Consider the following 25,116-nt stretch of genomic DNA (forward strand, 5'->3'; position numbering starts at 1 on the left):
TACTACAGCCATAACAACTGCAATTAACAGAAACATCCACATTGAAATCTCCATGAGAGACCTCCTTACTACATTCGCACCCAGTAAAACTGGACACTTGATGAAATTAATCGATTAACCAATTAAACTATTGACTGACCGACGACCTTTGCATCCTCTGTCTCTTAACTTTGCTATAATTAGCTTTATTAAGATGTTCCCTGAGTAAAGTTCCTGCTCTTCCTATCACCACTGCCAGAATGATGGCAATGACCAAGAACGACCATGTTGGCATCTCCATTTGAGACCTCCGACACACTTTACGTTGGTGTTTGTACTTTAACCGATAGAATAATAACCATATTGAGAAATTGTCGGACAATTGACTTTCTTGCTATTTTTTCTGTATTTTAACTAGACAATTTAAATTTCCTGAAAAGAAATAAATATTAATTATTTGATTTTTAATGCTTTTAAATAAATATACAAATGTAGAATTGTCTAACAATTAATAAAATTTTTCTAAGGTTTTAAGTTGTTTCCACTGAGATAGAGGTATTTGATCAAACCAAATAACAGAAGTTAATGTCTTATGCCCTTCAAAATAGACCACTATGAAAATCTGATAATCAATTATTTTTAAAATCTCTACCCGAGAAATTGTTTGTTCTGAATGAAAGCTAAGTGACCATAATTTTTGATCTAAATGAGCAATTTGAGCGAGCTGTGGCCGCTTTAAAAAGAAAATAAAACTTATGAATAGTAAACTGACCGTAACCAACCACCATAATATTGGTAGGAGTTGATAAAATAGAACTACCAAACTTAAGCCAATAAAAAACTGAAATATAATCGCAAAACGGCTATATTTCAGTTTGAAATTCAAATGGTTGACCAAAACTAATCAGCCATGAACATAGTGCTTTAATTTATGAATAAAATCACGTAATTCTGTACGCGGCGGTTCAGATACTTCCATAAACCAGTCAAGTAAATCAGGATCTTCCTGCTCTACTAATTCAGCAAATAATGCTTTTTCTGCTGGATCTGCCTTTAAATAATAATTTTTCACATATGGGTCAAAATAGACATCAATTTCCTTTAAACCGCGGCGTGCGCGATAAACTACTTTACGTTCTTCCAAGGTCATTTCTTCAGACATTTATTTCCCCATCTGCGTTGATAGTGCGCCTAGTTTACCTGATCACATAAGAAAGTTCGCTAAAAATCTCAAATTGACCAAACTTATCACTTCATAGCTATAAATGAGCATTCATCACATTGTTAGACCTAGTAAGCTTCCCGTATGTTTAGACTTATAACATCAAGCCCAAACCAAGGAAGAAATACAATGCAATCTGGTGCTATTCGTCCCATTCCAAATATGTTACCTCGCCGTCTATTAAATGAAGAACATGAAGCTTTCCGAGAAACTGTACGCAAGTTTTATGAAAAAGAAGTGGTACCAAATACTGAAAAATATGAAAAACAACAACATGTTGACCGAGATCTTTGGAATAAAGCTGGTGCCTTAGGCTTACTGTGCACAACCATGCCTGAACAATACGGTGGCTCAGGTGTTGACCGCCTATACAGTATGATTCTTATTGAAGAACAAGCCTATGCAATGGACTCAAGTACAGGTTTTTCACTGCATTCCGATATTGTCGCGAACTATATCAATAACTTTGGAAACGAAGAACAAAAGCAAAAATGGCTCCCTAAAATGGCGACTGGTGAAACAGTAACCGCGATTGCCATGACCGAGCCAGGAACAGGATCCGATTTACAAGCTGTGAGAACGACTGCTGTTCTTGATGGCGATGAATATGTAATTAATGGTTCAAAAATATTTATTACCAATGGTTATTTGTGCGATATGGCCATCGTGGTCTGTAAAACAGGCAACAGTGATAAAGGCTCTGCCAATTTATCACTTATTATTGTGGAAGCTGATCGTGCAGGTTTTACTAAAGGTAAGCCACTCAACAAAATTGGCATGAAAGGCCAAGATACATGTGAACTTTTCTTCGACAACGTCCGTGTTCCTAAAGAAAATCTTTTAGGCATGGAAGGTATGGGCTTTATTATGCTCATGAAAGAATTAGCATGGGAGCGTATGTTGGTGGCAATTATCTGCCAAGCTGGTGCAGAAGCAGCGTTTGCTCATACTGTTCAATATACAAAAGATCGTAAAGCATTTGGCAAGCCAATTAGTGCTTTCCAGAATACACGTTTCAAACTCGCAGAATTACGTACAGAAATTGATTTCTGCCGTACCTATTTAGATCGTTGTATGGAATTACAACTCGATGAAAAATTGAGTGTTGAAGCAGCAGCTGCTGCAAAATATAAAATTTCAGATATGTTCTCAAAAGTTGTAGATGAATGTCTTCAATTACACGGTGGTTATGGCTATATGCTGGAATATCCAATTGCTCGCGCTTACATCGATCACCGAGCAAACCGTATCTATGCAGGTACTAATGAAATTATGAAAGAACTAATCTCTAGAACTCTTTAATGTTCACAATAAAAAGGAGGCTTATAGCCTCCTTTTCATTTTTGAATATCAAGATACTAATTTTGGTTTACGTGTAGTAACTTCTGAATGCTTATGAAAGCGTAGAACACCATCATCAAATTTTGCATTTTTTAATGATTTTCGGTCTTCAAGATAATTATTGGTTACCTGCCATGGTGCTTGTTTACCTTGTTTAGGAATCACGTCAGCAGCACGACTAATATAACCAGATGATAAGCTACCCATGACTGTGTCCTCTTCCATCACAGTCTTATCACCAGATGGGATGACTTCATCATAATTATTCTTATCCATATAGTTTAATAAACGACAGATATAATCTGCTGCAATATCAACTTTTAATGTCCACGAAGCATTTACATAGCCAATAATCATCGCCATATTTGGTACATCGCTGAGCATCACGCCGTTATACAGCATGTGTTCAGATGATTTAACAGGTTCTCCATCAATAGTTGCCTGCACACCACCCATGATTTGAACCTGTAAACCAGTTGCAGAAACAATGATATCTGCATCAAGATGTTTACCTGATTTTAATTGAATACCGGTCTCAGTAAATTTTTCAATTTGATCAGTTTCAACACTCGCTTTACCTTCACGAAGAATTTTAAATAAATCACCATCAGGTACCACACACAAACGCTGATCCCAAGGATTATATGAAGGTGTAAAATGTTTCATATCTACTTTACCCTTAAGCTGCATTTCAATTGCTTTTAAGAGTAAACGACGAACTGTCTTCGGATGCTTTTGAGACAATGCATAAATTGCCCGTTGCATACCAATATTACGTGCACGTGTAAATTTATAAGCTGCCTCTTCAGACATAAATCTACGTGTTTTTTCATAGATGAAATCAATAGACGGAACAGAAGCAATATAAGTCGGTGAACGTTGTAGCATCGTCACATGACCTGCGCCACCTTTTGACATAGCTGGTACTAAAGTAATTGCAGTAGCTCCACTACCAATAATTACTACTTTCTTACCCGTATAGTCTAAATTCTCTGGCCAATGCTGCGGATGAATAAGTTGACCTTTGAAAGCATCTTGATTTGGGAATGTCGGCGCATAGCCTTGATCATAATTATAATAACCTGTACAACCTACAACAAAGTTGGCTACCCAAGTCTGCTGTTTTTTATTACTGTCTTCGACAACAACATTCCACTTCTTAGATGAAGAATCATAATTTGCAGAAAGTACACGATGACCAAAATGAATTTTTTCTTTTAATTTAAATTCATCAATAACTTCGCCTAAATATCCTTTAATAGAAGCTCCATCAGCCAATACATTTGCTTTACGCCATGGTTTAAAGTTAAAACCAAAAGTTGACATATCTGAGTCTGAACGAATACCAGGATAACGAAAGAGGTCCCAAGTCCCACCAAAAGATTCACGACGCTCTAAAATTTCAAACTGACGTTGTGGAGAATTTTTAGATAAATGGGCAGCCACTCCGATTCCTGAAATGCCGGCACCAATGATTAGAATATCAACTTGCTTTTCCATTTTATTTTTATACCCATTGTTGAGAATATGACTTTATTAAAGCACAATTTTGACAATACACAATGTCAAGTTTGACCGCTTATCCGTTTTTTTATGTCACTTGAGGACAATTTTTAAATTTTCCATTTTTCAAAACATAAAAAAGACCGGCATAAAGCCGGCCTTTTTCGAATAATATCAATTATTCAGCTGAAGTGTTCACTTCACGATCTACAAGCTCAACGTAAGCCATCGGTGCTGCATCACCAGCACGGAAGCCCGCTTTAAGAACACGTAGATAACCGCCGTTACGTTCTTTGTAACGAGGGCCGAGTACGGTAAATAATTTACCAACAGTTGCAGCATTACGAGTACGAGCAAATGCTAAACGACGATTTGCTACAGTATCGTTTTTTGCTAGAGTGATTAAAGGCTCAGCAACACGACGTAATTCTTTAGCTTTAGGAACAGTTGTTTTGATCAACTCGTGTTCAAATAAAGAATTAGCCAAGTTTTGGAACATCGCTTTACGATGGCTGCTTGTACGGCCTAATTTCACACCACTATTACGATGACGCATGGTGATAGTCCTACTTAATTAACGGCTACGATAGGCAAAACGGTCGTCCATACGAAGACTAGCTGGTGGCCAGTTTTCAAGACGCATACCGAGTTGTAAGCCTTTCGATGCCAAAACATCTTTGATCTCTGTTAACGATTTTTTACCAAGGTTAGGAGTTTTTAATAACTCAACTTCAGTACGTTGAACGAGATCACCAATGTAGTAAATATTTTCTGCTTTCAAACAGTTAGCAGAACGAACAGTAAGCTCTAGATCATCTACTGGGCGAAGCAAGATTGGGTCAACTTCTTCACGAGGCTCTTGAGCAACTGGAGTTTGGTCTTTCTGAAGATCAACAAAAATTGCAATTTGTTGTTGCAAGATTGTTGCCGCTTTACGGATTGCTTCTTCAGGATCAACCGTTCCATTTGTTTCAAGGTCGATTACCAGCTTATCTAAATCGGTACGTTGTTCAACACGCGCATTTTCAACGGTGTAAGAAACACGTTTAATTGGGCTATAAGAAGCATCTAATTGCAAACGACCTACAGGACGTGTTTCACCTTCAGGGAAACGAGAATCAGAAGTTTCATAACCACGACCTTGAGCAACTTTCAAGCGCATTTTTAATGAACCTGAAGCACTCAAAGTACCGATTAAATGATCTGGGTTAACCACTTCAACATTATGAGGTAAACGAAGGTCAGCAGCAGTAATATCGCCAGGACCTTGTTTTTCTAATGTTAAATAAGCTTCATTTTGATCGAACAGCTTAATAGACAATCCTTTTAGGTTCAGCAAGAGCTCGACGATGTCCTGCTGCAAGCCTTCTAAAGTACTGTACTCGTGCTCGACACCTTCTATCTCTACTTCAACCACAGCAGCGCCAGGTAAAGAAGACAATAGAATGCGACGTAAAGCATTACCTAGAGTATGGCCAAAACCACGCTCTAAAGGTTCTAGAATCACTTTTGCCGAGGTCCCGCTTACCGCTTCGACCTTGATCGCTTGCGGAGTGAGAAACTCGTTTGCAGTACGCGTCATTATTGCTACCTCAAGGATTATTTAGAATACAATTCTACAATCAAGCTTTCGTTGATTTCAGCAGGTAAATCAGAACGATCTGGTGCAGCTTTAAACGTACCTTCAAGTTTAGAATGATCAACATCAATCCAAGCTGGAATACCACGTTGAGCAGCTAATTCAATCGCGTTTTTGATACGCAATTGTTGTTTAGCACCTTCGTGAACCGCAATTACATCACCCGCTTTAACTTGAATAGATGCGATGTTTACACGACGACCATTCAAAGTAATGCTACGGTGACTTACTAACTGACGAGCTTCTGCACGTGTAGAACCAAAACCCATGCGATAAACAACGTTATCAAGACGGCTTTCAAGCAATTTCAACAAGTTCTCACCAGTTGCGCCTTTTACACGAGCTGCTTCTTTATAGTAGTTACTAAATTGACGCTCTAACACACCGTAAATACGACGGACTTTTTGTTTTTCACGTAATTGTAGTGAATACTCAGATTGCTTACCACCGCGAGCCTGACCGTGTTGACCAGGTGCTTTGTTAGCTTTTTTAGTTTTGACGTCAAATGGTTTAACGCCAGATTTAAGTTGCAGGTCTGTCCCTTCGCGGCGAGAGAGTTTGCATTTTGGACCAATATAACGAGCCATGAATGTTTCTCCTTACACGCGACGTTTTTTAGGTGGACGGCAACCGTTGTGAGGAATTGGAGTCACATCGGTAATGCTGTTAATCTTATAACCCACTGCGCCTAATGCACGAACCGCAGACTCACGACCTGGACCAGGACCTTTTACAAGGACGTCAAGGTTTTTCAAACCGTAATCTAAAGCTGCTTTACCAGCAACTTCAGCAGCTACCTGAGCAGCAAACGGAGTTGATTTACGTGAACCACGGAAGCCTTGTCCACCTGAGGTGGCCCAAGCCAATGCATTACCTTGACGATCGGTAATCGTAACAATGGTGTTATTAAAAGACGCGTGAATGTGTGCAACACCTTCAGAGACGGTACGAGTGACCTTCTTGCGTGTGCGAGTATCTTTAGCCATCTTTTAGCTTCCAGAAATCTTACTTTTTAATCGGTTTGCGCGGACCTTTACGGGTACGTGCGTTAGTTTTGGTGCGTTGACCACGGACAGGCAAGCTGCGACGATGACGAAGGCCACGATAGCAACCTAAATCCATTAAACGTTTAATGTTCATGGAAATTTCGCGACGTAAGTCACCTTCGGTAGGAACCTTAGCAACTTCTGCACGAATCGCATCAAGCTGAGCATCGTCCAACTCACGGATCTTAGTAGTCTCAGTAATACCAACTGTAGCTAAGATATTCTTAGCAGTGTGGCGACCGATACCAAAGATGTAAGTGAGGGAGATAACAGCATGCTTGTTATCCGGAATGTTTACACCGGCAATACGAGCCATTCACTTTTCTCCAAAAAGGCAGTAGAGATAATCAACCGCCCCACAAAAATCTTGAGGGGCGGATATTAACCCAATTCGCCTACTGAAATCAACAGGTCTTGATTAGATTAACCTTGACGCTGCTTATGACGAGGTTCTGCGCTACAAATCACGCGAATAACCCCATTACGACGGATAACTTTACAGCTACCACAAATTTTCTTTACAGAAGCTTGTACTTTCATGATGAAACCTCTAAGTGCGCTTATCCCTTAGGATGAGCAGTCGTTTTTCTCATTAATGTTTGATTGTCATATTGATGAGATGTTAAATGCGCTTGTAGCTGAGCCATAAAGTCCATAACAACAACGACTACGATCAGTAATGAGGTACCACCCAAATAGAATGGAATACCAAAAGAACTTTGTAAAATCATTGGCATCAAACAAATGACTGTAATATAAATCGCACCAATAAACGTCAAACGATTAAGAATATGATCTAAGTAACGAGCAGTTTGCTCACCTGGGCGAATACCAGGCACATAAGCTCCGCTGCGTTTTAGATTTTCTGATACTTCCTTAGGGCTAAATACTAAAGCCGTATAAAAGTAACAGAAAAAGATAATTAACGCACCAAAGAGCACCAAATACAAAGGCTGTCCAGGCGACAATACCAAAGCTAAATCTTGTAAGCTACGTTTAATTAAACCAGCATTCGGATCTGCACTACCCACCCATTGTCCAAGACTTGCTGGGAACAATAGTAAAGAACTTGCAAAAATCGCAGGAATCACCCCAGCCATATTAATTTTTAATGGTAGATGTGTTTGCTGAGCTGTAAATATACGACGACCTTGCTGCTTCTGCGCATAGTTTACTGGAATACGACGTTGTGCTTTTTCAATAAACACAATCGCAGCCAATACACCAAGAGACAAAAGCCCAAAGATGACAAGACCAATCAAACTTGTTTGACCATTATCTACAGATGACACTGATTGCATAATTAATTTAGGCAAACCAGCTACAATACCTGCAAAAATAATCATTGAGATACCATTACCGATACCTCTTTCAGTGATTTGTTCACCTAACCACATTAAGAACATAGTTCCAGCGATAAGTGATGTAACCGCAGGTATATAGAATGCAAGTCCTGTAGACAGAGTAATACCCTGACCAATAAGGCCTGCACACATACCTACTGCCTGAACCACTGCAAGTAGTAATGTACCTTGTCGCGTATATTGATTAATTTTTCGCTTACCTTGCTCCCCTTCCTTTTTCAAGGCTTCAAGAGAAGGAATCACTGTTGACATTAACTGCACAATAATAGATGCAGAAATATAAGGCATGATCCCTAAAGCAAGAATCGACATTCGCTCTAAAGCACCGCCAGAAAACATATTGAATAGCCCAAGAATAGTTCCTTGGTTTGCATGAAATAAATTTTCTAACGCAGCATTATTAATGCCTGGTACTGGAATATGCGCTCCTAGTCGAAAGACCAGCAATGCACCGATTAGAAAACTCATCCGGCGAATAATTTCACGGTATTTCACATGAAATGGCTGACCTTTCATCATGTTGACATGACCTGAAGAACTAGGAGACATAGACACTCGAGATTACTCCTCGACTTTACCGCCAGCTGCTTCAATTGCAGCTTTAGCGCCTTTAGTCAATGCAACACCTTGAACAGTGAATGCACGAGTGATTTCACCAGAAAGCACGATACGAGCACGAATTTGATCGCGACGAACAACATTCGCAGCTTTTAAAGTTTCAAGGCTAACAATGTCGCCTTCCACTTTAGTTAACTCAGACAAACGTACTTCAGCAGTTTTTAAAGCGATTTGGCTAGTGAAACCGAATTTAGGTAAACGACGATAAATCGCTGTTTGACCGCCTTCGAAACCTGGACGAACGCCACCACTTTTACGTGATTTTTGACCTTTGACACCACGGCCACCAGTCTTACCAACGCCAGAACCGATACCACGGCCTAAACGACGGTGTTCACGTTTTGCACCTTCTGCAGGTGCAAGCTCATTTAAACGCAGAGTCATGGCTTATTCCTCTACACTAACCATATAGTAGACTTTGTTGATCATACCACGGTTAGAAGGCGTATCTTGCACTTCTACAGTATGACCAATACGACGCAGACCTAAACCTTGTAAGCAAAGCTTGTGATTTTTCAAGCGATGTGAAGAAGATTTAGTCTGGGTAACTTTAATCGTTTTCATGATTGATTACCCTTGAATTTCTTCTACTGATTTACCACGTTTCGCAGCGACTTTCTCAGGAGAAGTCATATCACGCAAACCTTTAAAAGTTGCGTTTACTACGTTAGCAGCATTTGTAGAACCATAACATTTAGCAAGTACGTTATGTACACCTGCAGCTTCAAGAACGGCACGCATTGCACCACCAGCGATTACGCCAGTACCTTCTGAAGCAGGTTGCATGTATACACGGCTTGCACCATGACGAGCATTCACAGGGTGTTGTAAAGTAGTACCAGCAAGGTCTACAGTGATCATGTTGCGACGAGCAGCTTCAAGTGCTTTAGAAATAGCAGCAGGAACTTCACGTGCTTTACCACGACCAAAACCAACACGACCATTACCATCACCCACAACAGTTAATGCTGTGAAAGAGAAGATACGACCGCCCTTAACAACTTTGGCTACACGATCAACGGCAACCAGCTTTTCAACAAGACCTTCGTTTTGTTCAACTTTAGCCATGATTAGAACTCCAAGCCGTTTTCACGAGCAGCATCAGCCAAGGCTTTGATACGACCATGATATTTAAAACCAGAACGGTCAAATGCAACTTTAGTTACACCAGCTGCTTTCGCGCGTTCTGCGATTAAAGCACCTACTTTAGTAGCTGCATCTACATTACCTGTAGTACCGCTACGTAAAGATGCATCCAAAGTTGAAGCTTGCGCTAAAACTTTGCCACCATCTGCTGAAATAACTTGAGCATAGATGTGACGCGGAGTGCGGTTTACACACAAACGAGTCGCACCCAATGCACGAATGTGCAAGCGTGTGCTTTTCGCACGACGCAAACGGGATTGTTTCTTTTCGTTCATAAGAACCTCGCGCCTTATTTCTTCTTAGCTTCTTTACGAAGAATGACTTCATCCGAATAACGAACACCTTTACCTTTATATGGTTCAGGAGCACGGTACGCACGGATTTCTGCCGCTACTTGACCTAACAACTGCTTGTTTGCTGATTTCAAAATGATTTCAGTTGCAGTTGGAGTTTCCGCTGTTACACCTTCTGGTAAAGCGTAGTCAATTGGGTGTGAATAACCAAGGTTAAGGTTTACAACAGTACCTTTAACCGCAGCTTTATAACCAACACCAACTAGCTGTAACTTACATTCGAAGCCTTCGCTAACACCTTTTACAAGGTTGTTCAATACAGCGCGAGCAGTACCAGCTTGCATCCAAGCATCTTTCGATTCTTTAACTGGAGCAAGTTGAAGTTTACCTTCTTCCTGTTTTAGCTCGACCAGCGCATGCAGGTTGAAAGACAATGTACCTTTGCTGCCTTTCACTTCGACCTGCCGGCCGTTCTGAGTAACTGCTACACCATTAGGTACAGTTACTGGGGCTTTAGCCACACGAGACATGAGGAATCACCTATTAAGAAACAAAAGCAATAACTTCACCACCAACGCCTGCAGCACGTGCAGCGCGATCAGTCATGATGCCTTTGCTTGTAGAAACAATTGCAATACCTAAACCTTGCTTAACGCTTGGAAGTTTATCTTTACCACGGTATTGGCGAAGACCTGGACGGCTTACGCGCTTAACCATTTCGATAACTGGTTTGCCTTCGAAATATTTTAAAGTAATTGTCAAAGTAGATTTTGTCTCTTCTTGAGCAACTTCTACATTTGAAATATAACCTTCTTGTTGAAGTACGTTTGCAATTGCAACTTTCAACTTAGAAGAAGGCATAGAAACAGTTTGTTTCTTAGCCATTTGTGCGTTACGAACACGTGTTAGCATGTCGGCAACGGTATCTTGCATACTCATTTAGTCGCTCCTTACCAGCTTGCCTTAACAACGCCTGGTACATCACCCTGCATTACTGTGTCACGTAATTTGTTACGGCTTAAACCGAACTTACGGAAGTAACCATGAGGACGACCAGTTAAACCACAACGGTTACGAAGACGTACCGGAGATGCATTACGTGGCAATGCTTGTAACTTTAACATCGCTTCGAAACGCTCTTCTTCACTTGCGTTTACGTTTGCAATTGTAGCTTTTAATTCAGCACGTTTTGCAGCGTATTTAGCAACTGTTTTTTCGCGTTTCAATTCGCGATTAATCATACCTTTCTTAGCCATATCGACCTCTTATTTGAACGGGAAGCCGAATGCACGCATAAGCGCACGGCCTTCGTCATCGGTGCGAGCAGTCGTAGTAATGGTAATATCCATACCACGAATACGATCAATCTTATCGAAATCGATTTCAGGGAAAACGATTTGCTCTTTCAAACCCATTGAGTAGTTACCACGACCATCAAATGATTTCGAAGAGAAACCACGGAAGTCACGGATACGAGGGATTGCGATAGAGATCAAACGGTCCAAGAATTCGTACATTTGGTCGCCACGTAAAGTAACTTTACAACCAATTGGCCAACCATCACGGATTTTGAAACCTGCGATAGATTTACGAGCAAGTGTAATTACTGGTTTTTGACCAGCAATTAATTGCATGTCGACTACAGCGCCATCTAATAATTTCTTATCAGTTGCAGCTGCGCCTACACCCATGTTTAGGGTAATTTTTGTGATGCGTGGAATTTCCATCACGTTCTTAATGCCAAGTTCTTCTTTTAACTTTGCTTTAAGTTCATCGTTGTAACGTGCTTTAAGTCTGGCCATTGCCTTTTCAACCTATTACTTCGCTACCGCCACTGATTCACCATTTGATTTATAAACGCGAGTTTTCACGCCATCAATCACTTGGTAACCAACACGGTCAGCCTTCTGGGTTGTAGCATTTAAAATTGCCACGTTTGAAATATGAAGCGAAGCTTCTTGAGTAACTACACCGCCTTCAGCGCCAGTTACACGGTTAGGCTTTTGATGCTTCTTCACTAAGTTAAGGCCTTCAACCTTAACGCGGTCTTCAGAAACAGACAACACAGTACCCTGTTTGCCTTTTTCTTTACCTGCGATCACGATAACTTGATCGCCTTTTTTAATCTTAGCCATGATTGCCTCTTATAGAACTTCAGGAGCCAATGAAATGATTTTCATGAACTGTTCAGTACGAAGTTCACGAGTCACTGGTCCGAAGATACGAGTAGCAATCGGAGCTTTGTTGTTGTTCAAAATAACTGCAGCATTATCATCAAAACGGATCACAGAACCATCTGGACGACGAATGCCGAATTTAGTACGAACTACAACCGCATTCATCACGTCACCTTTTTTAACACGTGCGCGTGGGATTGCTTCTTTTACAGTAACTTTAATAATGTCGCCAACAGAAGCATAACGACGATGTGAACCACCAAGTACTTTAATACATTGTACGCGGCGAGCACCACTGTTGTCTGCTACGTCGAGCATAGTTTCGGTTTGAATCATTGCCCTACTCCAAAACCGAGCATCACCGGTCACAATTTCGAAAGGCTCAAAGAGTACTCGAAATTGACCGATGATGCAACAAGAACGTCGAATTACTCAGCAGCTGCTTCAACTACTTCCACTAAAGTCCAAGCTTTAGTTTTAGAAATTGGGCGGCTTTCTTTAATGGTTACAACATCACCAATTTTAGCAACGTTGTTCTCATCATGAGCGTGTAACTTAGTTGAACGGCGAATTGACTTGCCATACAACGGGTGTTGAACGCGGCGTTCAATAAGAACAACAATAGATTTATCCATTTTGTCACTTACGACTTTGCCGGTTAACGTGCGGACTGTTTTTTCACTCATTGTCCGTTCCCCTGTTTTTCGGTAAGGAGTGTCTTAATACGAGCAATTGTCTTACGAGCAACTTGCACTTCGTGCGATTTACCCAACTGACCAGTTGCTTTCGCCATACGAAGACGGAATTGGTTAAGCTGCTGCTCATCAAGCAAAGCTTTCAACTCTTCTACCGATTTTTCACGTAGATCTTTAGTTTTCATTACATTACCGTCCGAGTCACGATAGTGGTTTTAAACGGAAGTTTAGCAGCAGCTAAAGCAAATGCTTCACGCGCTAATTCTTCGTTCACACCTTCAATTTCGTACAGGATCTTACCTGGTTGGATCTGGCAAACCCAGTATTCCACGCTACCCTTACCTTTACCCATACGCACTTCAAGAGGCTTTTGAGTAATTGGTTTATCCGGGAATACGCGAATAAAGATTTTACCACCACGCTTAATACGGCGGCTAATAGTACGACGTGCAGCTTCAATCTGACGCGCAGTCATACGACCACGTTCAGTTGCTTTAATTGCAATCGAACCAAATGATACTGTACTACCACGATGCGCTAGACCAGTGTTACGGCCTTTGTGCACTTTACGGAATTTGGTACGTTTAGGTTGCAACATGGATTATTCTCCCTTGTCAGCAGCACGGTCACCGCGACGACCACGACGCTCTTGACCTTCACCACGACCACGACCACGTTTAGCTGGACGATCTTCAGCAGGAGCAGGGTTCATGACTTGTTTCATGCCACCTAAGATCTCGCCACGGAAAATCCAAACTTTAACACCAATCGTACCGTAAGTTGTTTCTGCACGCATAGTTGCATAGTCAATGTCTGCACGTAATGTATGCAAAGGTACACGACCTTCACGATACCATTCTGTACGAGCAATCTCTGCACCACCTAAACGGCCAGACACTTCAACTTTGATACCTTTAGCACCAGCACGCATAGTGTTTTGAACCGCACGCTTCATAGCACGACGGAACATAACACGCTTTTCTAATTGAGAAGCAATTGCTTCAGCAACTAAACGCGCATCTAAGTCTGGGCGATCAATTTCGTTGATACTTACTTGCGCTGGAACACCCATAATGCTGGTAAGTTCGCGCTGTAATTTCTCAATATCTTCGCCTTTTTTACCGATTACGATACCAGGACGAGCTGTGCTAATAGTTACTTTAGCAGCGCCTGATGGACGTTCGATAAGAATATTGCTTACCATCGCATTCTTAAGTTTTTTAGTTAAAAACTCACGAACTTGAAGATCTTTAAGCAAGTATTCAGCGTATTGTTTCGGATTCGCATACCAGTTAGCGTTATGACGTTTCACAACACCTAGGCGGATACCGATTGGATGAACCTTCTGACCCATATCAAACCCCTACCTTAACGGTGATGTGACAAGTACGCTTAGTAATACGATCTGCACGGCCTTTAGCACGTGGCATAATACGTTTAAGGCTCATGCCTTCATCAACGTAAATCGTAGAAACTTTAAGATCGTCAACATCTAAACTGTTATTGTGTTCAGCGTTTGCAATCGCAGATTCCAATGCTTTTTTTACTAAAACAGCAGCTTTTTTATTGCTGAAGTTTAAGATGTTTAAAGCATGCGCAACAGATTTGCCGCGAATAAGATCTGCAACCAAACGTGCTTTTTGTGCCGAGATAGCGGCACCGCGTAATTTAGCAGTTACTTCCATCATGACACCTATTAACGTTTAGATTTCTTGTCAACACCGTGACCACGATAGGTACGAGTTGGCGCGAATTCACCGAGTTTATGACCAACCATATGCTCAGTAACAATTACTGGAACGTGATTACGACCATTATGAACAGAGATTGTTAAACCAACAAAATCTGGAAGGATCATCGAACGACGAGACCAAGTTTTGATCGGCTTGCGAGAGTTACTAGCAACAGCCGCTTCAACCTTAGCGAACAAGTGCGCATCGACGAATGGGCCTTTTTTCAGAGAACGAGGCATTAGTCAGATTCCTTTACTTGACGCGACGGTCGCGAATAATCATCTTAGTCGTACGCTTATTGGTACGTGTCTTGTACCCTTTAGCTTTTTGACCCCATGGGCTTACAGGTTGAATACCTTTGTTACGCCCTTCACCACCACCGTGTGGGTGGTCAATCGGGTTCATCGCCATACCACGTACGGTAGGACGAACACCACGCCAGCGTGAAGCACCAGCTTTACCCAATGAACGAAGGTTGTTTTCTTGGTTAGAAACTTCACCAATTACAGCGCGGCATTCAACATGCACTTTACGCATTTCGCCTGAACGAAGACGAATAATCGCGTAAGAACCATCACGACCCAACAACTGAACAGAAGCACCAGCAGAACGCGCTAATTGTGCACCCTTACCAATTTTAAGTTCAACGTTATGAAGTGTAGAACCGATCGGCATATTACGAAGTGGCAAGCAGTTACCTGGACGAATTGGAGCATCGTTACCAGATTGTACTTTATCGCCAGCACGTAAACCTTTAGGTGCAATGATATAACGACGCTCACCGTCAGCATATTTCAATAAAGCAATATGTGCTGTACGGTTTGGATCGTATTCAATACGCTCTACAACAGCTGGGATGCTGTCTTTGTTACGTTTGAAGTCAACGATACGGTAGTGTTGTTTATGACCACCACCAACGTGACGAGTAGTAATGTGACCGTTGTTATTACGACCACCAGTACGTTTTTTAGCTTCAACCAACGGTGCGTAAGGAGCGCCTTTGTGAAGATGGTCATGAACCACTTTCTCTACAAAGCGACGTCCTGGAGACGTTGGCTTACATTTTTGAATCGGCATAATTTTCGTCCTTATTCCGCTGCGCTTTCAGCGGTATCGCCCAAGTCAGCCATTTCAACATCTTGGCCGGCTTTCAGGGTGACGTATGCTTTTTTAACATCAGAACGACGTCCTAATGTACGACCAAAGCGCTTAGTCTTACCTTTAGTAATAGTTGTGTTAACTTTAACAACTTCTACACCAAAAAGTTTTTCAACTGCTTTTTTGATTTCAAGTTTAGTAGCATTGATGTCTACTTTAAATACTTGAACACCAACAGTATCACCTAAAACTTGTGCCTTTTCTGAGAAGACTGGTCCTTTAAGGACTTGATAGATACGTTCGTTGTTCATCCGAGTTCTACCTCAATTTTCTTAGCAGCAGCTACAGACATCACAACTTTATCAAACGCGATCAAGCTTACAGGATCGATTGCAGTTGCATCTACCACATCTACATGTGGAAGGTTACGTGCTGCAAGATATAAGTTCTCATCTACAGCGTCAGTAACGATTAATGCACGAGCAGCATTTAAGTCGTTAAGTTTTGCAAGCAATTCTTTAGTTTTTGGAGCTGCAACAGCAAACTCTTCAACTAATACAAGGCGATCTTGGCGAACAAGTTCAGCTAAGATACATTGCATTGCACCGCGGTACATCTTACGGTTTACTTTTTGAGACCAATCTTGTGGACGAGCAGCAAAAGTTTTACCACCACCAACCCAGATAGGGCTACGAATAGAACCCGCACGAGCACGACCAGTACCTTTTTGACGGAATGGTTTTTTACCACCGCCAGAAACGTCTGCACGCGATTTTTGAGCACGAGTACCTTGACGACCACCTGCTAAATAAGCAGTAACAACTTGGTGTACAAGAGCCTCGTTAAATTCACGTCCGAAAGCAACTTCAGACAATTCAACAGCAGAGCCGGAAACAGTTTTCAAATTCACGGTATTTCCCCTCAGGCCTTGATGGTAGGACGTACAATTACGTCACCGCCAGTTGCACCAGGAATTGCACCTTTAACAACTAAAACAGAACGTTCAGCGTCAATAGATACGATTTCAAGACCTTGTACTGTTACGCGTTCATCACCTAAGTGACCAGCCATTTTTTTGCCTTTGAACACGCGTCCAGGAGTTTGGTTTTGACCTGTAGAACCTAATACACGGTGAGAAACTGAGTTACCGTGAGTAGCGTCTTGGGTACGGAAGTTCCAACGTTTAACACCACCTTGGAAACCTTTACCTTTTGATTGACCAGTTACGTCAACAATTTGACCAACTGTGAACAAATCAACGCCAATAGTACCGCCAACTTCACGACCTTCAAGCTCAGCTTCAGTAACACGGAATTCTTTAACCAAGCGACCAGCAGCAACACCAGCTTTCGCGAAGTGACCTTTCTGAGCGTTAGTTACGCGAGATTCGCGACGTTCACCAGTAGTTACTTGAACAGCTTGATAACCATCAGTTTCAAGTGTTTTGATTTGCGTAATGCGGTTTGGATCGACTTCGATGACTGTAACAGGTACAGAAACACCAGCATCTGTAAAGATGCGAGTCATACCACATTTGCGACCGACTAAACCAATAGCCATGTGCATAAACCTCTAAAAAAGCGGCCTAATTAACTAATCGTTAATTAACCGAAAGCCTTAACCCAAAGCGATCTGAACATCAACACCAGCTGCAAGATCTAACTTCATCAATGCATCAACAGTTTTATCTGTAGGTTGAACGATGTCGATCAAACGTTTGTAGGTGCGGATTTCGTACTGGTCACGCGCATCTTTGTTAACGTGCGGTGAAGTAAGAACGTTGAAGCGTTCGATGCGAGTAGGCATCGGAATTGGACCACAAACTTGTGCGCCGGTACGCTTAGCGGTTTCTACGATCTCTTGAGCAGATTGATCAATCAGACGATGATCAAAAGACTTAAGACGGATACGAATTCTCTGGTTAGACATACCAGTAAACTCCAAGCCAAATATATAAAGAATCACCTTTGACGCATCTCACCTATTGGTAAGTGTCAAAGGCAGTGATAATCACCAAGGTCGTGATCGATGCCACGACTGTAATGCACATTTACTACTTTCTTCGCAGTAAATGCCCTCTTCTTGAGGGTCGCTCATTATAACGATTGTTTAAGTCTTATGCAATTCTCTTTTTCTATTTTTTGCTCAAATTCCACTTTAGCTACGTATTAATAATTCATTCTATGCATTTATTACAAACTCAATTGCTTTATTTAAGAGTTGATTACCTTGTTCAAATTTCTGTGCTTCTGAAGATTGCAGTTCATGTGCAGATTGAACATATTCTCCGTCAAAAATAGATAGCTCTTCTTCATTTTCCAGTAAAAGCTGTAAAGCTGCTGGTGTCATTTCCGGATGAAATTGAAAACCTAGTACATTTTTCCCAATCTGATACATTTGATTACGGCAAGCAATGCTCTCAGCCAAACGTATAGCTCCTTTAGGTATTTCAAATGTTTCACTATGCCACTGCATCACATTGATTTCTTCAGGTAGCGGAAAACTTTCTTGTGGTAAGTTTGCAACTCTTTGAACTGTCGACCATCCTAGTTCTTGATAACGATTACGGCTTACTGCTGCACCCAATGCATTCGCAATTAGCTGCCCACCCAAGCAAAGACCTATTGCTGGTTTCCCTGCTGCCAAATATCGACGCAACCATCTTTTTTCTATTTTAAGCCATGGATAGTTTGCCTCGTCATTTACACTCATGGTTCCACCCATAATTAGTAGTAAGTCAACTTCTTCAATCCGAGGTAAAGCTTCTATTTCAAGTGACCGATCTACGGGAAGTGCAAAGAATTCTGTAGAGCTAATAGTGGCGTGATGCGCTTTTAAAAACGAATAGCAGCTTCCAAAACCTTCGCCAGCAATATGTTGAAAATAGTGAACACGTAAATGCGACTTCATGCGCTTAAACCTATTGTTGTTAGAATGTTGGTTTGATCTTTGCAAAAATAAAGCCAAGTTTTTAGTGAATGTTACAGTAGTAACGAAACATCTTAGAATTAACCAAAAATCTGGCGAATAAATCAGTTTTCTCTTAATCTAATCTTATTATTTAAAGCATAGCGCCCCATGAAAAAGCATAACAATTTCCAAACCCGACTCATTCATGCACCACGAAAAGCACCACAATTTATTGAAACTGTGCAACCTCCCTTATTTCGTGCATCGACTATTATTTTTAAATCAACTACGCACCTTTTTGACCGCCACTGGACCGACCCTTATGATTACAGTTATGGAACGCACGGTACGCCAACCACATTTACCTTAGGCGACAATATTGCTCAAATTGAAGGTGGCTTGTACTGTTTACTTGCACCCAGCGGCTTATCTGCAATTAACTTAGTTAACTCTGCTTTTTTAGCAACAGGCGATGAAGTTTGGGTCCCGGACAATATATATGGCCCAAATCTAGAGCATCTAAACCACTTAAAAGATCAATATGGTATTAGTGTCAAAATTTATAATTCAATTGATGTATCAAGTTTTAAGCCGACTGAAAAAACCAAGCTCTTATGGATAGAAGCAGCAGGTTCAGTGACTCTTGAATTTCCCGATCTTAAAGAACTTGTTAAAAAAGCCAAGTCACATGGAGTTGTAACTGCTTTAGATAATACTTGGGGCGCTGGACTTGCATTTAATGCTTTTGATTTCTCTGATGAGCACTTGTCGGTAGATCTAACCGTACATGCGCTAACAAAATATCCAAGTGGTGGTGGTGATATTTTAATGGGAAGTGTTGTAACACGTGATGAAAAACTGTATCACCGCCTGTTCCGTACACATGCCATTCTAGGTATTGCTATCTCAGGAGATGATGCAGCACAAGTTCAGCGCAGCCTCGCACATATGTCACTACGATATAAACAGCAATCAGATAATGCAAAAACCTTATTGGAATGGTTGAAGCAACAGCCTCAATTTGCACAAGTTCTACATCCAAGCGATAAAGCCTCTCCAGGTCATCAATATTGGCAAGAGATTTGCACTACAGGTAAGAGTGCAGGATTAGTCAGTGTCATATTTAAACCTGACTATGATATTTCAGCAGTACGCCGTTTTTGTGACGCTCTTAAGTTATTTAAACTTGGCTTTAGCTGGGGTGGACCAGTTAGTCTGGTTATGCTTTATGATTTAAAAATGATGAGGAAACTTGAGAATACACATTTACAACAAGGTTTATTGGTTCGTTTGTGTATAGGGCTAGAAGATCCTCAAGATTTAATTCAAGATATCGAAAATGCACTAAAACATTTGTAAAACGACAACATCAATAGTGGCTCGCTCCAAGGGATAAAAATATATGGGTACACCGATTGTTATTGCAAAAAACATTAATGACACATCAAAAGAAATTGTTTTGCTTTCTCAATTTGCCAACCGACATGGCCTGATTGCAGGTGCTACGGGTACAGGTAAAACTGTCACCCTAAAAGTTCTTGCAGAAAGTTTTTCTCGAATCGGTGTTCCCGTCTTTCTTGCTGACGCAAAGGGTGATGTTTCAAGTCTTGCAAAAGCTGGCGAGGCCTCGGATAAATTTAATGAACGCTTAAAGCTTCTACAAATTGATAGTGTTCCATTTGCGGCTAATCCCGTTATTTTTTGGGATCTATTTGGGCAACAAGGCCATCCTATTCGAACCACTATTTCTGAGATTGGGCCAATTTTATTAGCACGTATACTTAACCTAAATGATACTCAAGAAGGTGTTTTATCTGCTGTATTCCGCATTGCAGATGATCAAGGATTACTGTTAGTCGACTTTAAAGATCTGAAAGCTATGATCACCTTTGTGAGTGAACATGCGGCAGAATTTAAAGCCGAGTACGGCAATCTATCTCCAGCTAGTTTAGGAGCAATTCAGCGTAATTTGCTCGCTCTTGCCGACCAAGGTGGAGACCAGTTCTTTGGAGAGCCAGCTTTAAATATTCTAGACTTTATACAAACTGATGCTAATGGTCGTGGCTATATCAATATTCTTGCTGCAGACAAGCTCATGAATACACCTAAGCTATACGCCACTTTCTTGTTATGGATGCTTTCTGAATTATTTGAACAACTTCCTGAAGTTGGCGATATGGATAAACCAAAACTCGTGTTTTTCTTTGATGAAGCTCACTTGTTATTCGACAACGCCAGTCAAGCTTTACAACAAAAAATTGAACAAGTTGTACGTTTAATTCGCTCTAAAGGCGTCGGTATTTACTTTATCACTCAAAACCCACTTGATTTACCAGAAAGTGTTTTGGGTCAGCTCGGTAACCGTGTGCAACATGCTCTACGCGCCTTTACCCCCAAAGATCAAAAAGCAGTAAAAACTGCTGCAGATACATTCCGTTCAAATCCTGATTTTAAAGTGGATGAGGCAATTACACAGCTAGCCGTGGGTGAGGCACTTATTAGTTGTCTAGATGAGCAAGGTACTCCACAAATTGTTGAACGTGGCTGGGTTATGCCTCCTTACTCTTCTTTTAGCCCTATCACACCTGAAGAACGAAAAACTTTAATTGAGCAAAGTATTATTGCTGGCGTCTATGAACAAGTCGTAGACCGTGAGAGTGCATATGAAATGCTCCAAAATAAAGTCGCTGAGCGTGAACAACAAAAACAAGATGCGGAGCTTGCCAAAGAGCAAGAAGCTTTAGCGAAACAGCAAGCTAAAGAACAAGAACGTCTAGCACGTGAACAGCAGAAAGAAGAAGAACGTGCGGCAAGAGAACGAGCAAAATTGACTCAAGATATTGTTGGAACTTTTGCAAAAAGTGCCGCTCGAAGTTTAGGGGGTAGTACTGGACAAAAATTAGTACGAGGATTACTCGGTTCATTATTTGGAAAATAAAAAATAATCAAATCAATTAATTAAATTAAGGGATGTAATATCCCTTAATTTAATTAAGGTTTTTGTAAAAAAGCTATTGCCACAATTTTCTTAAAGATGTATTTTAAATACATCTTATATAGCCAGATAATTAAGGTCTAGCCATGACTCCACAACAAATTGAACTCGTTAAATCTACTGTACCTGTATTGCGCGAACATGGCGTTACGCTGACTACATACTTTTATAAACGTATGTTGAATAACAACCCAGAATTAAAAAATGTTTTTAATCTTGATGATCAAACCAGCCTACGCCAACCTCGTGCTCTTGCAGCAGCAGTACTCGCATATGCTGAAAATATTGAGAATCCTACAGTGCTTGCCAAAGCAGTTGAACGCATTACCACGAAGCACGTGAGTTTAGACATTCAACCAGATCAATATGCAATTGTGGGCGATAACTTGCTTCATTCAATTAGTGAAGTTTTAAATGTTCCTTTTGAATCAGAACTCATTGAAGCGTGGAAACAAGCTTATTTACAGTTGGCAGATATATTAATTGGTGTTGAAAAACAGAAATATGCGCAACTTGAGAGCTTAAAAGGTGGATGGGCTGGTTGGCGTTCATTTGAAATCACACAAATTGATCCACTTGAATCTGGCAAACGTTTCACTTTAAAAGCAACTGACCATGAAGATGTATTAACTGGCCCAGCAAATGCCTTTATTTCTGTAAAAGTTCAAGTTCCCGACCACCAGCTTGAACAACCTAAAGCATTTAAGTTCACAGAGGCTCAAGAAAATAATACTTATCATTTTGAAGTTCAGCCTGAAGAAAACCATACAGAGTTCTCAGTTTCGAACATTTTGCTTGAACACTATAGAGTTGGTGATCAAGTACAAGTTTCAGCCCCTTTAACGCTGTAATTGAAAAAGCTCTGGCCTGAAAGTTTTATTCTTTAGACTTTCAGGCTAAGATGATCAACCTCTTATCCTTTTGTTTTTGGTGATCATGCAACTTAATAAATTTACCGATTATGCTTTAAGAATATTAATGTATGTCGCTCGTCCAAGTGATGCACCGTATACAATTGCAGAAATCGCTCAAGATTTATATGTTTCACAAAATCATCTCGTGAAGGTTGTCCATTTTATGGGTAAACAAGAGTGGATTATTACCATTCGAGGTAAAGGCGGTGGAATTCGTTTAAATCCAAAAGCTTTAGATTTAAAGCTCGGCGCAATTGTGCGAATTTTACAAGGTGATCATCAAATTGTTGAATGCAATACTCCTCCTTGTGTTTTACGCTCGCATTGTGGTTTAAAAGGAATTCTTGATCAGGCTTTAGAAAGTTTCTATCAAAGTTTAGATCAGCATACATTAGGTGAAGTTTTACAACAGCCTAAATCTGCATCTGACACATCCCCTATTTCCTTTTTGCAAATCTAATGTTTGTAATTCTATTTATCTTTACAACCAAGCTTACTGAAAATTAGCAAGAATAACCAAGCTCCTTTATACTAAGCGCGAGCCCTCTCATTTAAAAAGTTATTTTTTATGCGTCGTAGTGAAAAATCGAAAGACACCAAAGCCAGACTAGCACCCAAGCAAAAGATCAGTTATGAAAAAAAACCAGACCCGGCGATCACAGCCTATGCTGTGCAATCTCTAAACTGGTTACGCCAAGCTGAGTTTTTAATGAGTGCACCTAAATTGGCACTTTGTGTTGAAGATAGTGGCTACGAGATTGCTTTTGCAGGGCGCTCAAATGCTGGTAAGTCTAGCGCTATTAATGCTTTAACCAACAAAAAACAACTCGCACGTGCCTCAAAAAAACCTGGCCGTACGCAAATGATTAACTTTTTTAGTTTAGGTAATCCCGATCAACGTTTAGTTGACCTTCCTGGCTATGGTTATGCGGCTGTACCAGAGGATATGAAACGTGTTTGGCAAAAAGAATTAGAGAACTACTTAATCCATCGTAAAAGTTTACAAGGATTAGTTTTACTCATGGATATTCGCCATCCTTTACAGCACTTTGACATGATGATGCTAGAGTGGGCTTATTCCCGCCATTTATTTGTTCATATTCTTTTAACCAAAGCAGATAAACTTAACCGTGGTCCAGCAAACAAAGTTTTGCTTGAAGTTAAACAACAATTGAAAAAAATGAAGCTTGATTTCTCAATTCAGCTTTTCTCTTCATTAAACAAACTAGGCTTAGAAGAACTCGCAAGTGTAATGGCTGGACGTCTACACTTTACGCTTGAGCAACAGCCTGAATTTGACGTCGATGCGATCCCTGAAGCAAGCGATGAGGATGCAGAAGAGTAAATCGTCAAAACAGATACAATTTCTTTATTAAATTTATATTCAATTGGCCCCTATTGCTAAACACAAATGTAGGGGCTTTTTTTATACTCGTTATAACTTCATCGAGTTAAAAATCAGGACTAAATGATGAAATTGCTATCTTTTTTGAAGAATAAGGCTTTAGGTTCTTCTATTGATTATAAAATTCTTCCACGCAAGGTAAAATTTGACTGGAAAGATACCCCTGTAGACTGGATTCCAAACCAACCGTTTGCAAGTTATTTTATTAATGAAATTAATAATATCTTGCCTGCTGGAGAGTTCTGGTTCTGTCGACTCTATAATAAGGTTTTACCTCGTATTACCGATGAAAAACTTAAACAGGATGTCCAAGCATTTATTCGCCAAGAAGCAATGCACGCAAATGCACACACTTCTGCCAATAAAGAATATTTAAGCGCACGTAATATTGATATCCAGAGAAATCTGGACATTATGAATTATCTATTTACCACTGCTTTGGCAGATAAACCTTTTGATAAAGAAGTTCCTCAGTTCTTGCAGGAACAATGGGATTTATTTCGTTTAGGTGTTATCGCAACTGTTGAGCATATGACCTGTGTACTCGGTAAATATGCGCTTTATAACAACCGTTGGGAAGAATTAGGCGCAGATCCAGAAATGGTCGATCTGGTTAAATGGCATGGTTCTGAAGAAATTGAACATCGCACCGTAGCCTTTGATTTATATCGTCATCTTGGTGGTGGTTACATCCCACGTTACTACTTAAGCCTTGCTGTTATTACCCTTGTCCTTGGATTATGGGTAGACGGCGCTGCGCATATTATGAAGCAAGATCCTCGCTTTGCCGATGCGGCCAAATCTAAATTTTTTCCAGTTTGGGTTGCTGTAGAGTGGTACAAGATTAGCCGTAAAGATAATCAGGTATTACCAAATCCATTTTGGCTTATTGCTCAGCAAATTGACTATCTCATGCCTTGGTACGATCCAGTTAAAGAAGGTAGCACTGAAGATGCGGTAAGTTATTTATCTCAATCTCCAGCAGCAAAAAGAGCCGAGCTACAAGCCGCTTAAAAATAAAAAAGCAGGATATAAATC

38 protein-coding genes and 2 pseudogenes are annotated in these 25,116 nt (G+C 40.6%); 8 read left to right on the plus strand and 32 right to left on the minus strand.

Annotated elements, in window-relative coordinates; translation table 11 throughout:
- Positions 1–487: 487 nt before the first annotated feature.
- Both J671_RS11725 and J671_RS11730 read right to left on the minus strand, forming a co-directional pair.
- Entirely contained in the window at positions 488–877 is a 390-nt protein-coding gene (locus J671_RS11725; protein WP_025466084.1) for a hypothetical protein, read from the minus strand.
- Positions 878–883: 6 nt separating this feature from the next.
- Positions 884–1,141, minus strand: a complete 258-nt coding sequence (locus tag J671_RS11730; protein ID WP_002049719.1) for a succinate dehydrogenase assembly factor 2 — start codon at positions 1,139–1,141, stop codon at positions 884–886.
- Positions 1,142–1,330: 189 nt separating this feature from the next.
- Here J671_RS11730 and J671_RS11735 point away from each other — a divergent pair, with 189 nt between their 5' ends.
- The gene (locus J671_RS11735; protein ID WP_002049748.1) at positions 1,331–2,503 is read left to right on the plus strand and encodes an acyl-CoA dehydrogenase family protein; all 1,173 of its coding nucleotides are present in this window, start codon (positions 1,331–1,333) and stop codon (positions 2,501–2,503) included.
- A 48-nt stretch (positions 2,504–2,551) separates the two neighbouring features.
- Here J671_RS11735 and J671_RS11740 read toward each other — a convergent pair whose 3' ends face one another.
- The 30 genes and pseudogenes from J671_RS11740 to J671_RS11885 form a co-directional block, all read right to left on the minus strand.
- The gene (locus tag J671_RS11740; RefSeq protein ID WP_006580692.1) at positions 2,552–4,042 is read right to left on the minus strand and encodes a flavin-containing monooxygenase; all 1,491 of its coding nucleotides are present in this window, start codon (positions 4,040–4,042) and stop codon (positions 2,552–2,554) included.
- 181 nt (positions 4,043–4,223) lie between these two features.
- Complete coding sequence (rplQ, locus tag J671_RS11745; RefSeq protein ID WP_002049717.1) at positions 4,224–4,601, minus strand: 50S ribosomal protein L17; 378 nt, start codon at positions 4,599–4,601, stop codon at positions 4,224–4,226.
- 18 nt (positions 4,602–4,619) lie between these two features.
- Positions 4,620–5,627, minus strand: coding sequence for a DNA-directed RNA polymerase subunit alpha (locus tag J671_RS11750; protein ID WP_002049752.1), 1,008 nt, complete (start codon positions 5,625–5,627; stop codon positions 4,620–4,622).
- Between the two features lie 17 nt (positions 5,628–5,644).
- Positions 5,645–6,271, minus strand: a complete 627-nt coding sequence (gene rpsD, locus J671_RS11755) for a 30S ribosomal protein S4 (protein WP_002049716.1) — start codon at positions 6,269–6,271, stop codon at positions 5,645–5,647.
- Positions 6,272–6,283: 12 nt separating this feature from the next.
- Entirely contained in the window at positions 6,284–6,670 is a 387-nt protein-coding gene (gene rpsK, locus J671_RS11760; RefSeq protein WP_001040166.1) for a 30S ribosomal protein S11, read from the minus strand.
- A 19-nt stretch (positions 6,671–6,689) separates the two neighbouring features.
- Positions 6,690–7,046, minus strand: coding sequence for a 30S ribosomal protein S13 (rpsM, locus tag J671_RS11765; protein ID WP_000090816.1), 357 nt, complete (start codon positions 7,044–7,046; stop codon positions 6,690–6,692).
- A gap of 107 nt (positions 7,047–7,153) precedes the next feature.
- On the minus strand, positions 7,154–7,270 hold the full coding sequence (rpmJ, locus tag J671_RS11770; protein WP_000867907.1) for a 50S ribosomal protein L36: 117 nt from the start codon (positions 7,268–7,270) through the stop codon (positions 7,154–7,156).
- Between the two features lie 20 nt (positions 7,271–7,290).
- Positions 7,291–8,610: a preprotein translocase subunit SecY gene (gene secY, locus J671_RS11775; RefSeq protein WP_170318186.1), complete on the minus strand. Its 1,320-nt coding sequence runs from the start codon at positions 8,608–8,610 to the stop codon at positions 7,291–7,293.
- Between the two features lie 45 nt (positions 8,611–8,655).
- Complete coding sequence (gene rplO, locus J671_RS11780; RefSeq protein WP_002049750.1) at positions 8,656–9,096, minus strand: 50S ribosomal protein L15; 441 nt, start codon at positions 9,094–9,096, stop codon at positions 8,656–8,658.
- Positions 9,097–9,099: 3 nt separating this feature from the next.
- On the minus strand, positions 9,100–9,276 hold the full coding sequence (rpmD, locus tag J671_RS11785) for a 50S ribosomal protein L30 (RefSeq protein ID WP_000849088.1): 177 nt from the start codon (positions 9,274–9,276) through the stop codon (positions 9,100–9,102).
- A gap of 6 nt (positions 9,277–9,282) precedes the next feature.
- Entirely contained in the window at positions 9,283–9,780 is a 498-nt protein-coding gene (gene rpsE / locus J671_RS11790) for a 30S ribosomal protein S5 (protein ID WP_001141025.1), read from the minus strand.
- Between the two features lie 2 nt (positions 9,781–9,782).
- Positions 9,783–10,133 (minus strand): 50S ribosomal protein L18, encoded by a 351-nt coding sequence (gene rplR / locus J671_RS11795; RefSeq protein WP_002049741.1) that lies wholly within the window; start codon positions 10,131–10,133, stop codon positions 9,783–9,785.
- A gap of 14 nt (positions 10,134–10,147) precedes the next feature.
- On the minus strand, positions 10,148–10,681 hold the full coding sequence (rplF, locus tag J671_RS11800) for a 50S ribosomal protein L6 (protein WP_031982340.1): 534 nt from the start codon (positions 10,679–10,681) through the stop codon (positions 10,148–10,150).
- 13 nt (positions 10,682–10,694) lie between these two features.
- Positions 10,695–11,090, minus strand: coding sequence for a 30S ribosomal protein S8 (gene rpsH, locus J671_RS11805; RefSeq protein ID WP_002049732.1), 396 nt, complete (start codon positions 11,088–11,090; stop codon positions 10,695–10,697).
- An 11-nt stretch (positions 11,091–11,101) separates the two neighbouring features.
- A complete protein-coding gene (gene rpsN, locus J671_RS11810; RefSeq protein ID WP_002049689.1) occupies positions 11,102–11,407 on the minus strand; it encodes a 30S ribosomal protein S14 in 306 nt (101 codons plus the stop codon).
- Between the two features lie 9 nt (positions 11,408–11,416).
- On the minus strand, positions 11,417–11,953 hold the full coding sequence (gene rplE / locus J671_RS11815; RefSeq protein ID WP_002049698.1) for a 50S ribosomal protein L5: 537 nt from the start codon (positions 11,951–11,953) through the stop codon (positions 11,417–11,419).
- 15 nt (positions 11,954–11,968) lie between these two features.
- Positions 11,969–12,286: a 50S ribosomal protein L24 gene (gene rplX, locus J671_RS11820; protein ID WP_002049703.1), complete on the minus strand. Its 318-nt coding sequence runs from the start codon at positions 12,284–12,286 to the stop codon at positions 11,969–11,971.
- Positions 12,287–12,295: 9 nt separating this feature from the next.
- On the minus strand, positions 12,296–12,664 hold the full coding sequence (rplN, locus tag J671_RS11825) for a 50S ribosomal protein L14 (RefSeq protein ID WP_001982634.1): 369 nt from the start codon (positions 12,662–12,664) through the stop codon (positions 12,296–12,298).
- Positions 12,665–12,756: 92 nt separating this feature from the next.
- Positions 12,757–13,014, minus strand: a complete 258-nt coding sequence (rpsQ, locus tag J671_RS11830; RefSeq protein ID WP_001291845.1) for a 30S ribosomal protein S17 — start codon at positions 13,012–13,014, stop codon at positions 12,757–12,759.
- A complete protein-coding gene (gene rpmC, locus J671_RS11835) occupies positions 13,011–13,208 on the minus strand; it encodes a 50S ribosomal protein L29 (RefSeq protein WP_000849928.1) in 198 nt (65 codons plus the stop codon). Before rpmC ends, rpsQ begins: the two co-directional genes overlap by 4 nt.
- On the minus strand, positions 13,208–13,621 hold the full coding sequence (gene rplP, locus J671_RS11840) for a 50S ribosomal protein L16 (RefSeq protein WP_002049688.1): 414 nt from the start codon (positions 13,619–13,621) through the stop codon (positions 13,208–13,210). Before rplP ends, rpmC begins: the two co-directional genes overlap by 1 nt.
- Positions 13,561–14,377, minus strand: a pseudogene (rpsC, locus tag J671_RS11845) (30S ribosomal protein S3). The gene rplP and the pseudogene rpsC overlap by 61 nt, the downstream one beginning before the upstream one ends.
- A 1-nt stretch (position 14,378) precedes the next feature.
- Positions 14,379–14,708, minus strand: coding sequence for a 50S ribosomal protein L22 (gene rplV, locus J671_RS11850; RefSeq protein WP_001982638.1), 330 nt, complete (start codon positions 14,706–14,708; stop codon positions 14,379–14,381).
- A gap of 11 nt (positions 14,709–14,719) precedes the next feature.
- Positions 14,720–14,995 carry a 30S ribosomal protein S19 gene (gene rpsS, locus J671_RS11855; protein WP_001138119.1) on the minus strand — a complete coding sequence of 92 codons (276 nt, stop codon included), beginning with the start codon at positions 14,993–14,995 and terminating at the stop codon, positions 14,720–14,722.
- Between the two features lie 13 nt (positions 14,996–15,008).
- Positions 15,009–15,833, minus strand: a complete 825-nt coding sequence (rplB, locus tag J671_RS11860) for a 50S ribosomal protein L2 (RefSeq protein ID WP_002049686.1) — start codon at positions 15,831–15,833, stop codon at positions 15,009–15,011.
- Positions 15,834–15,844: 11 nt separating this feature from the next.
- Positions 15,845–16,165: a 50S ribosomal protein L23 gene (rplW, locus tag J671_RS11865; RefSeq protein WP_002049693.1), complete on the minus strand. Its 321-nt coding sequence runs from the start codon at positions 16,163–16,165 to the stop codon at positions 15,845–15,847.
- A complete protein-coding gene (gene rplD / locus J671_RS11870) occupies positions 16,162–16,764 on the minus strand; it encodes a 50S ribosomal protein L4 (RefSeq protein ID WP_002049755.1) in 603 nt (200 codons plus the stop codon). Before rplD ends, rplW begins: the two co-directional genes overlap by 4 nt.
- Before the next feature lie 11 nt (positions 16,765–16,775).
- Positions 16,776–17,414, minus strand: coding sequence for a 50S ribosomal protein L3 (rplC, locus tag J671_RS11875; protein ID WP_002049740.1), 639 nt, complete (start codon positions 17,412–17,414; stop codon positions 16,776–16,778).
- Between the two features lie 57 nt (positions 17,415–17,471).
- Positions 17,472–17,783 (minus strand): 30S ribosomal protein S10, encoded by a 312-nt coding sequence (gene rpsJ, locus J671_RS11880; protein ID WP_000070912.1) that lies wholly within the window; start codon positions 17,781–17,783, stop codon positions 17,472–17,474.
- 252 nt (positions 17,784–18,035) lie between these two features.
- A complete protein-coding gene (locus J671_RS11885) occupies positions 18,036–18,764 on the minus strand; it encodes a type 1 glutamine amidotransferase (RefSeq protein ID WP_004711809.1) in 729 nt (242 codons plus the stop codon).
- Positions 18,765–18,932: 168 nt separating this feature from the next.
- Between J671_RS11885 and J671_RS11890 the strand changes: the two genes are divergently transcribed.
- The 7 genes and pseudogenes from J671_RS11890 (at position 18,933) to J671_RS11915 (ending at position 25,092) form a co-directional block, all read left to right on the plus strand.
- Complete coding sequence (locus tag J671_RS11890) at positions 18,933–20,123, plus strand: PLP-dependent transferase (RefSeq protein ID WP_016804179.1); 1,191 nt, start codon at positions 18,933–18,935, stop codon at positions 20,121–20,123.
- Positions 20,124–20,166: 43 nt separating this feature from the next.
- Positions 20,167–21,702 (plus strand): helicase HerA-like domain-containing protein, encoded by a 1,536-nt coding sequence (locus J671_RS11895; protein ID WP_004711804.1) that lies wholly within the window; start codon positions 20,167–20,169, stop codon positions 21,700–21,702.
- 60 nt (positions 21,703–21,762) lie between these two features.
- A pseudogene (locus J671_RS26125) lies at positions 21,763–21,843 on the plus strand (hypothetical protein); the annotation flags it as partial.
- Between the two features lie 2 nt (positions 21,844–21,845).
- Positions 21,846–22,610, plus strand: coding sequence for a globin domain-containing protein (locus J671_RS11900; RefSeq protein WP_016804177.1), 765 nt, complete (start codon positions 21,846–21,848; stop codon positions 22,608–22,610).
- An 85-nt stretch (positions 22,611–22,695) separates the two neighbouring features.
- Positions 22,696–23,133 (plus strand): RrF2 family transcriptional regulator, encoded by a 438-nt coding sequence (locus tag J671_RS11905; RefSeq protein ID WP_006582600.1) that lies wholly within the window; start codon positions 22,696–22,698, stop codon positions 23,131–23,133.
- Between the two features lie 108 nt (positions 23,134–23,241).
- Positions 23,242–24,018: a ribosome biogenesis GTP-binding protein YihA/YsxC gene (gene yihA / locus J671_RS11910; protein WP_022575955.1), complete on the plus strand. Its 777-nt coding sequence runs from the start codon at positions 23,242–23,244 to the stop codon at positions 24,016–24,018.
- A gap of 123 nt (positions 24,019–24,141) precedes the next feature.
- Entirely contained in the window at positions 24,142–25,092 is a 951-nt protein-coding gene (locus J671_RS11915; protein ID WP_079378128.1) for a metal-dependent hydrolase, read from the plus strand.
- Positions 25,093–25,116 lie beyond the last annotated feature (24 nt).

This window comes from Acinetobacter sp. 1130196 (assembly GCF_000588095.1).
Classification (GTDB): domain Bacteria; phylum Pseudomonadota; class Gammaproteobacteria; order Pseudomonadales; family Moraxellaceae; genus Acinetobacter; species Acinetobacter nosocomialis.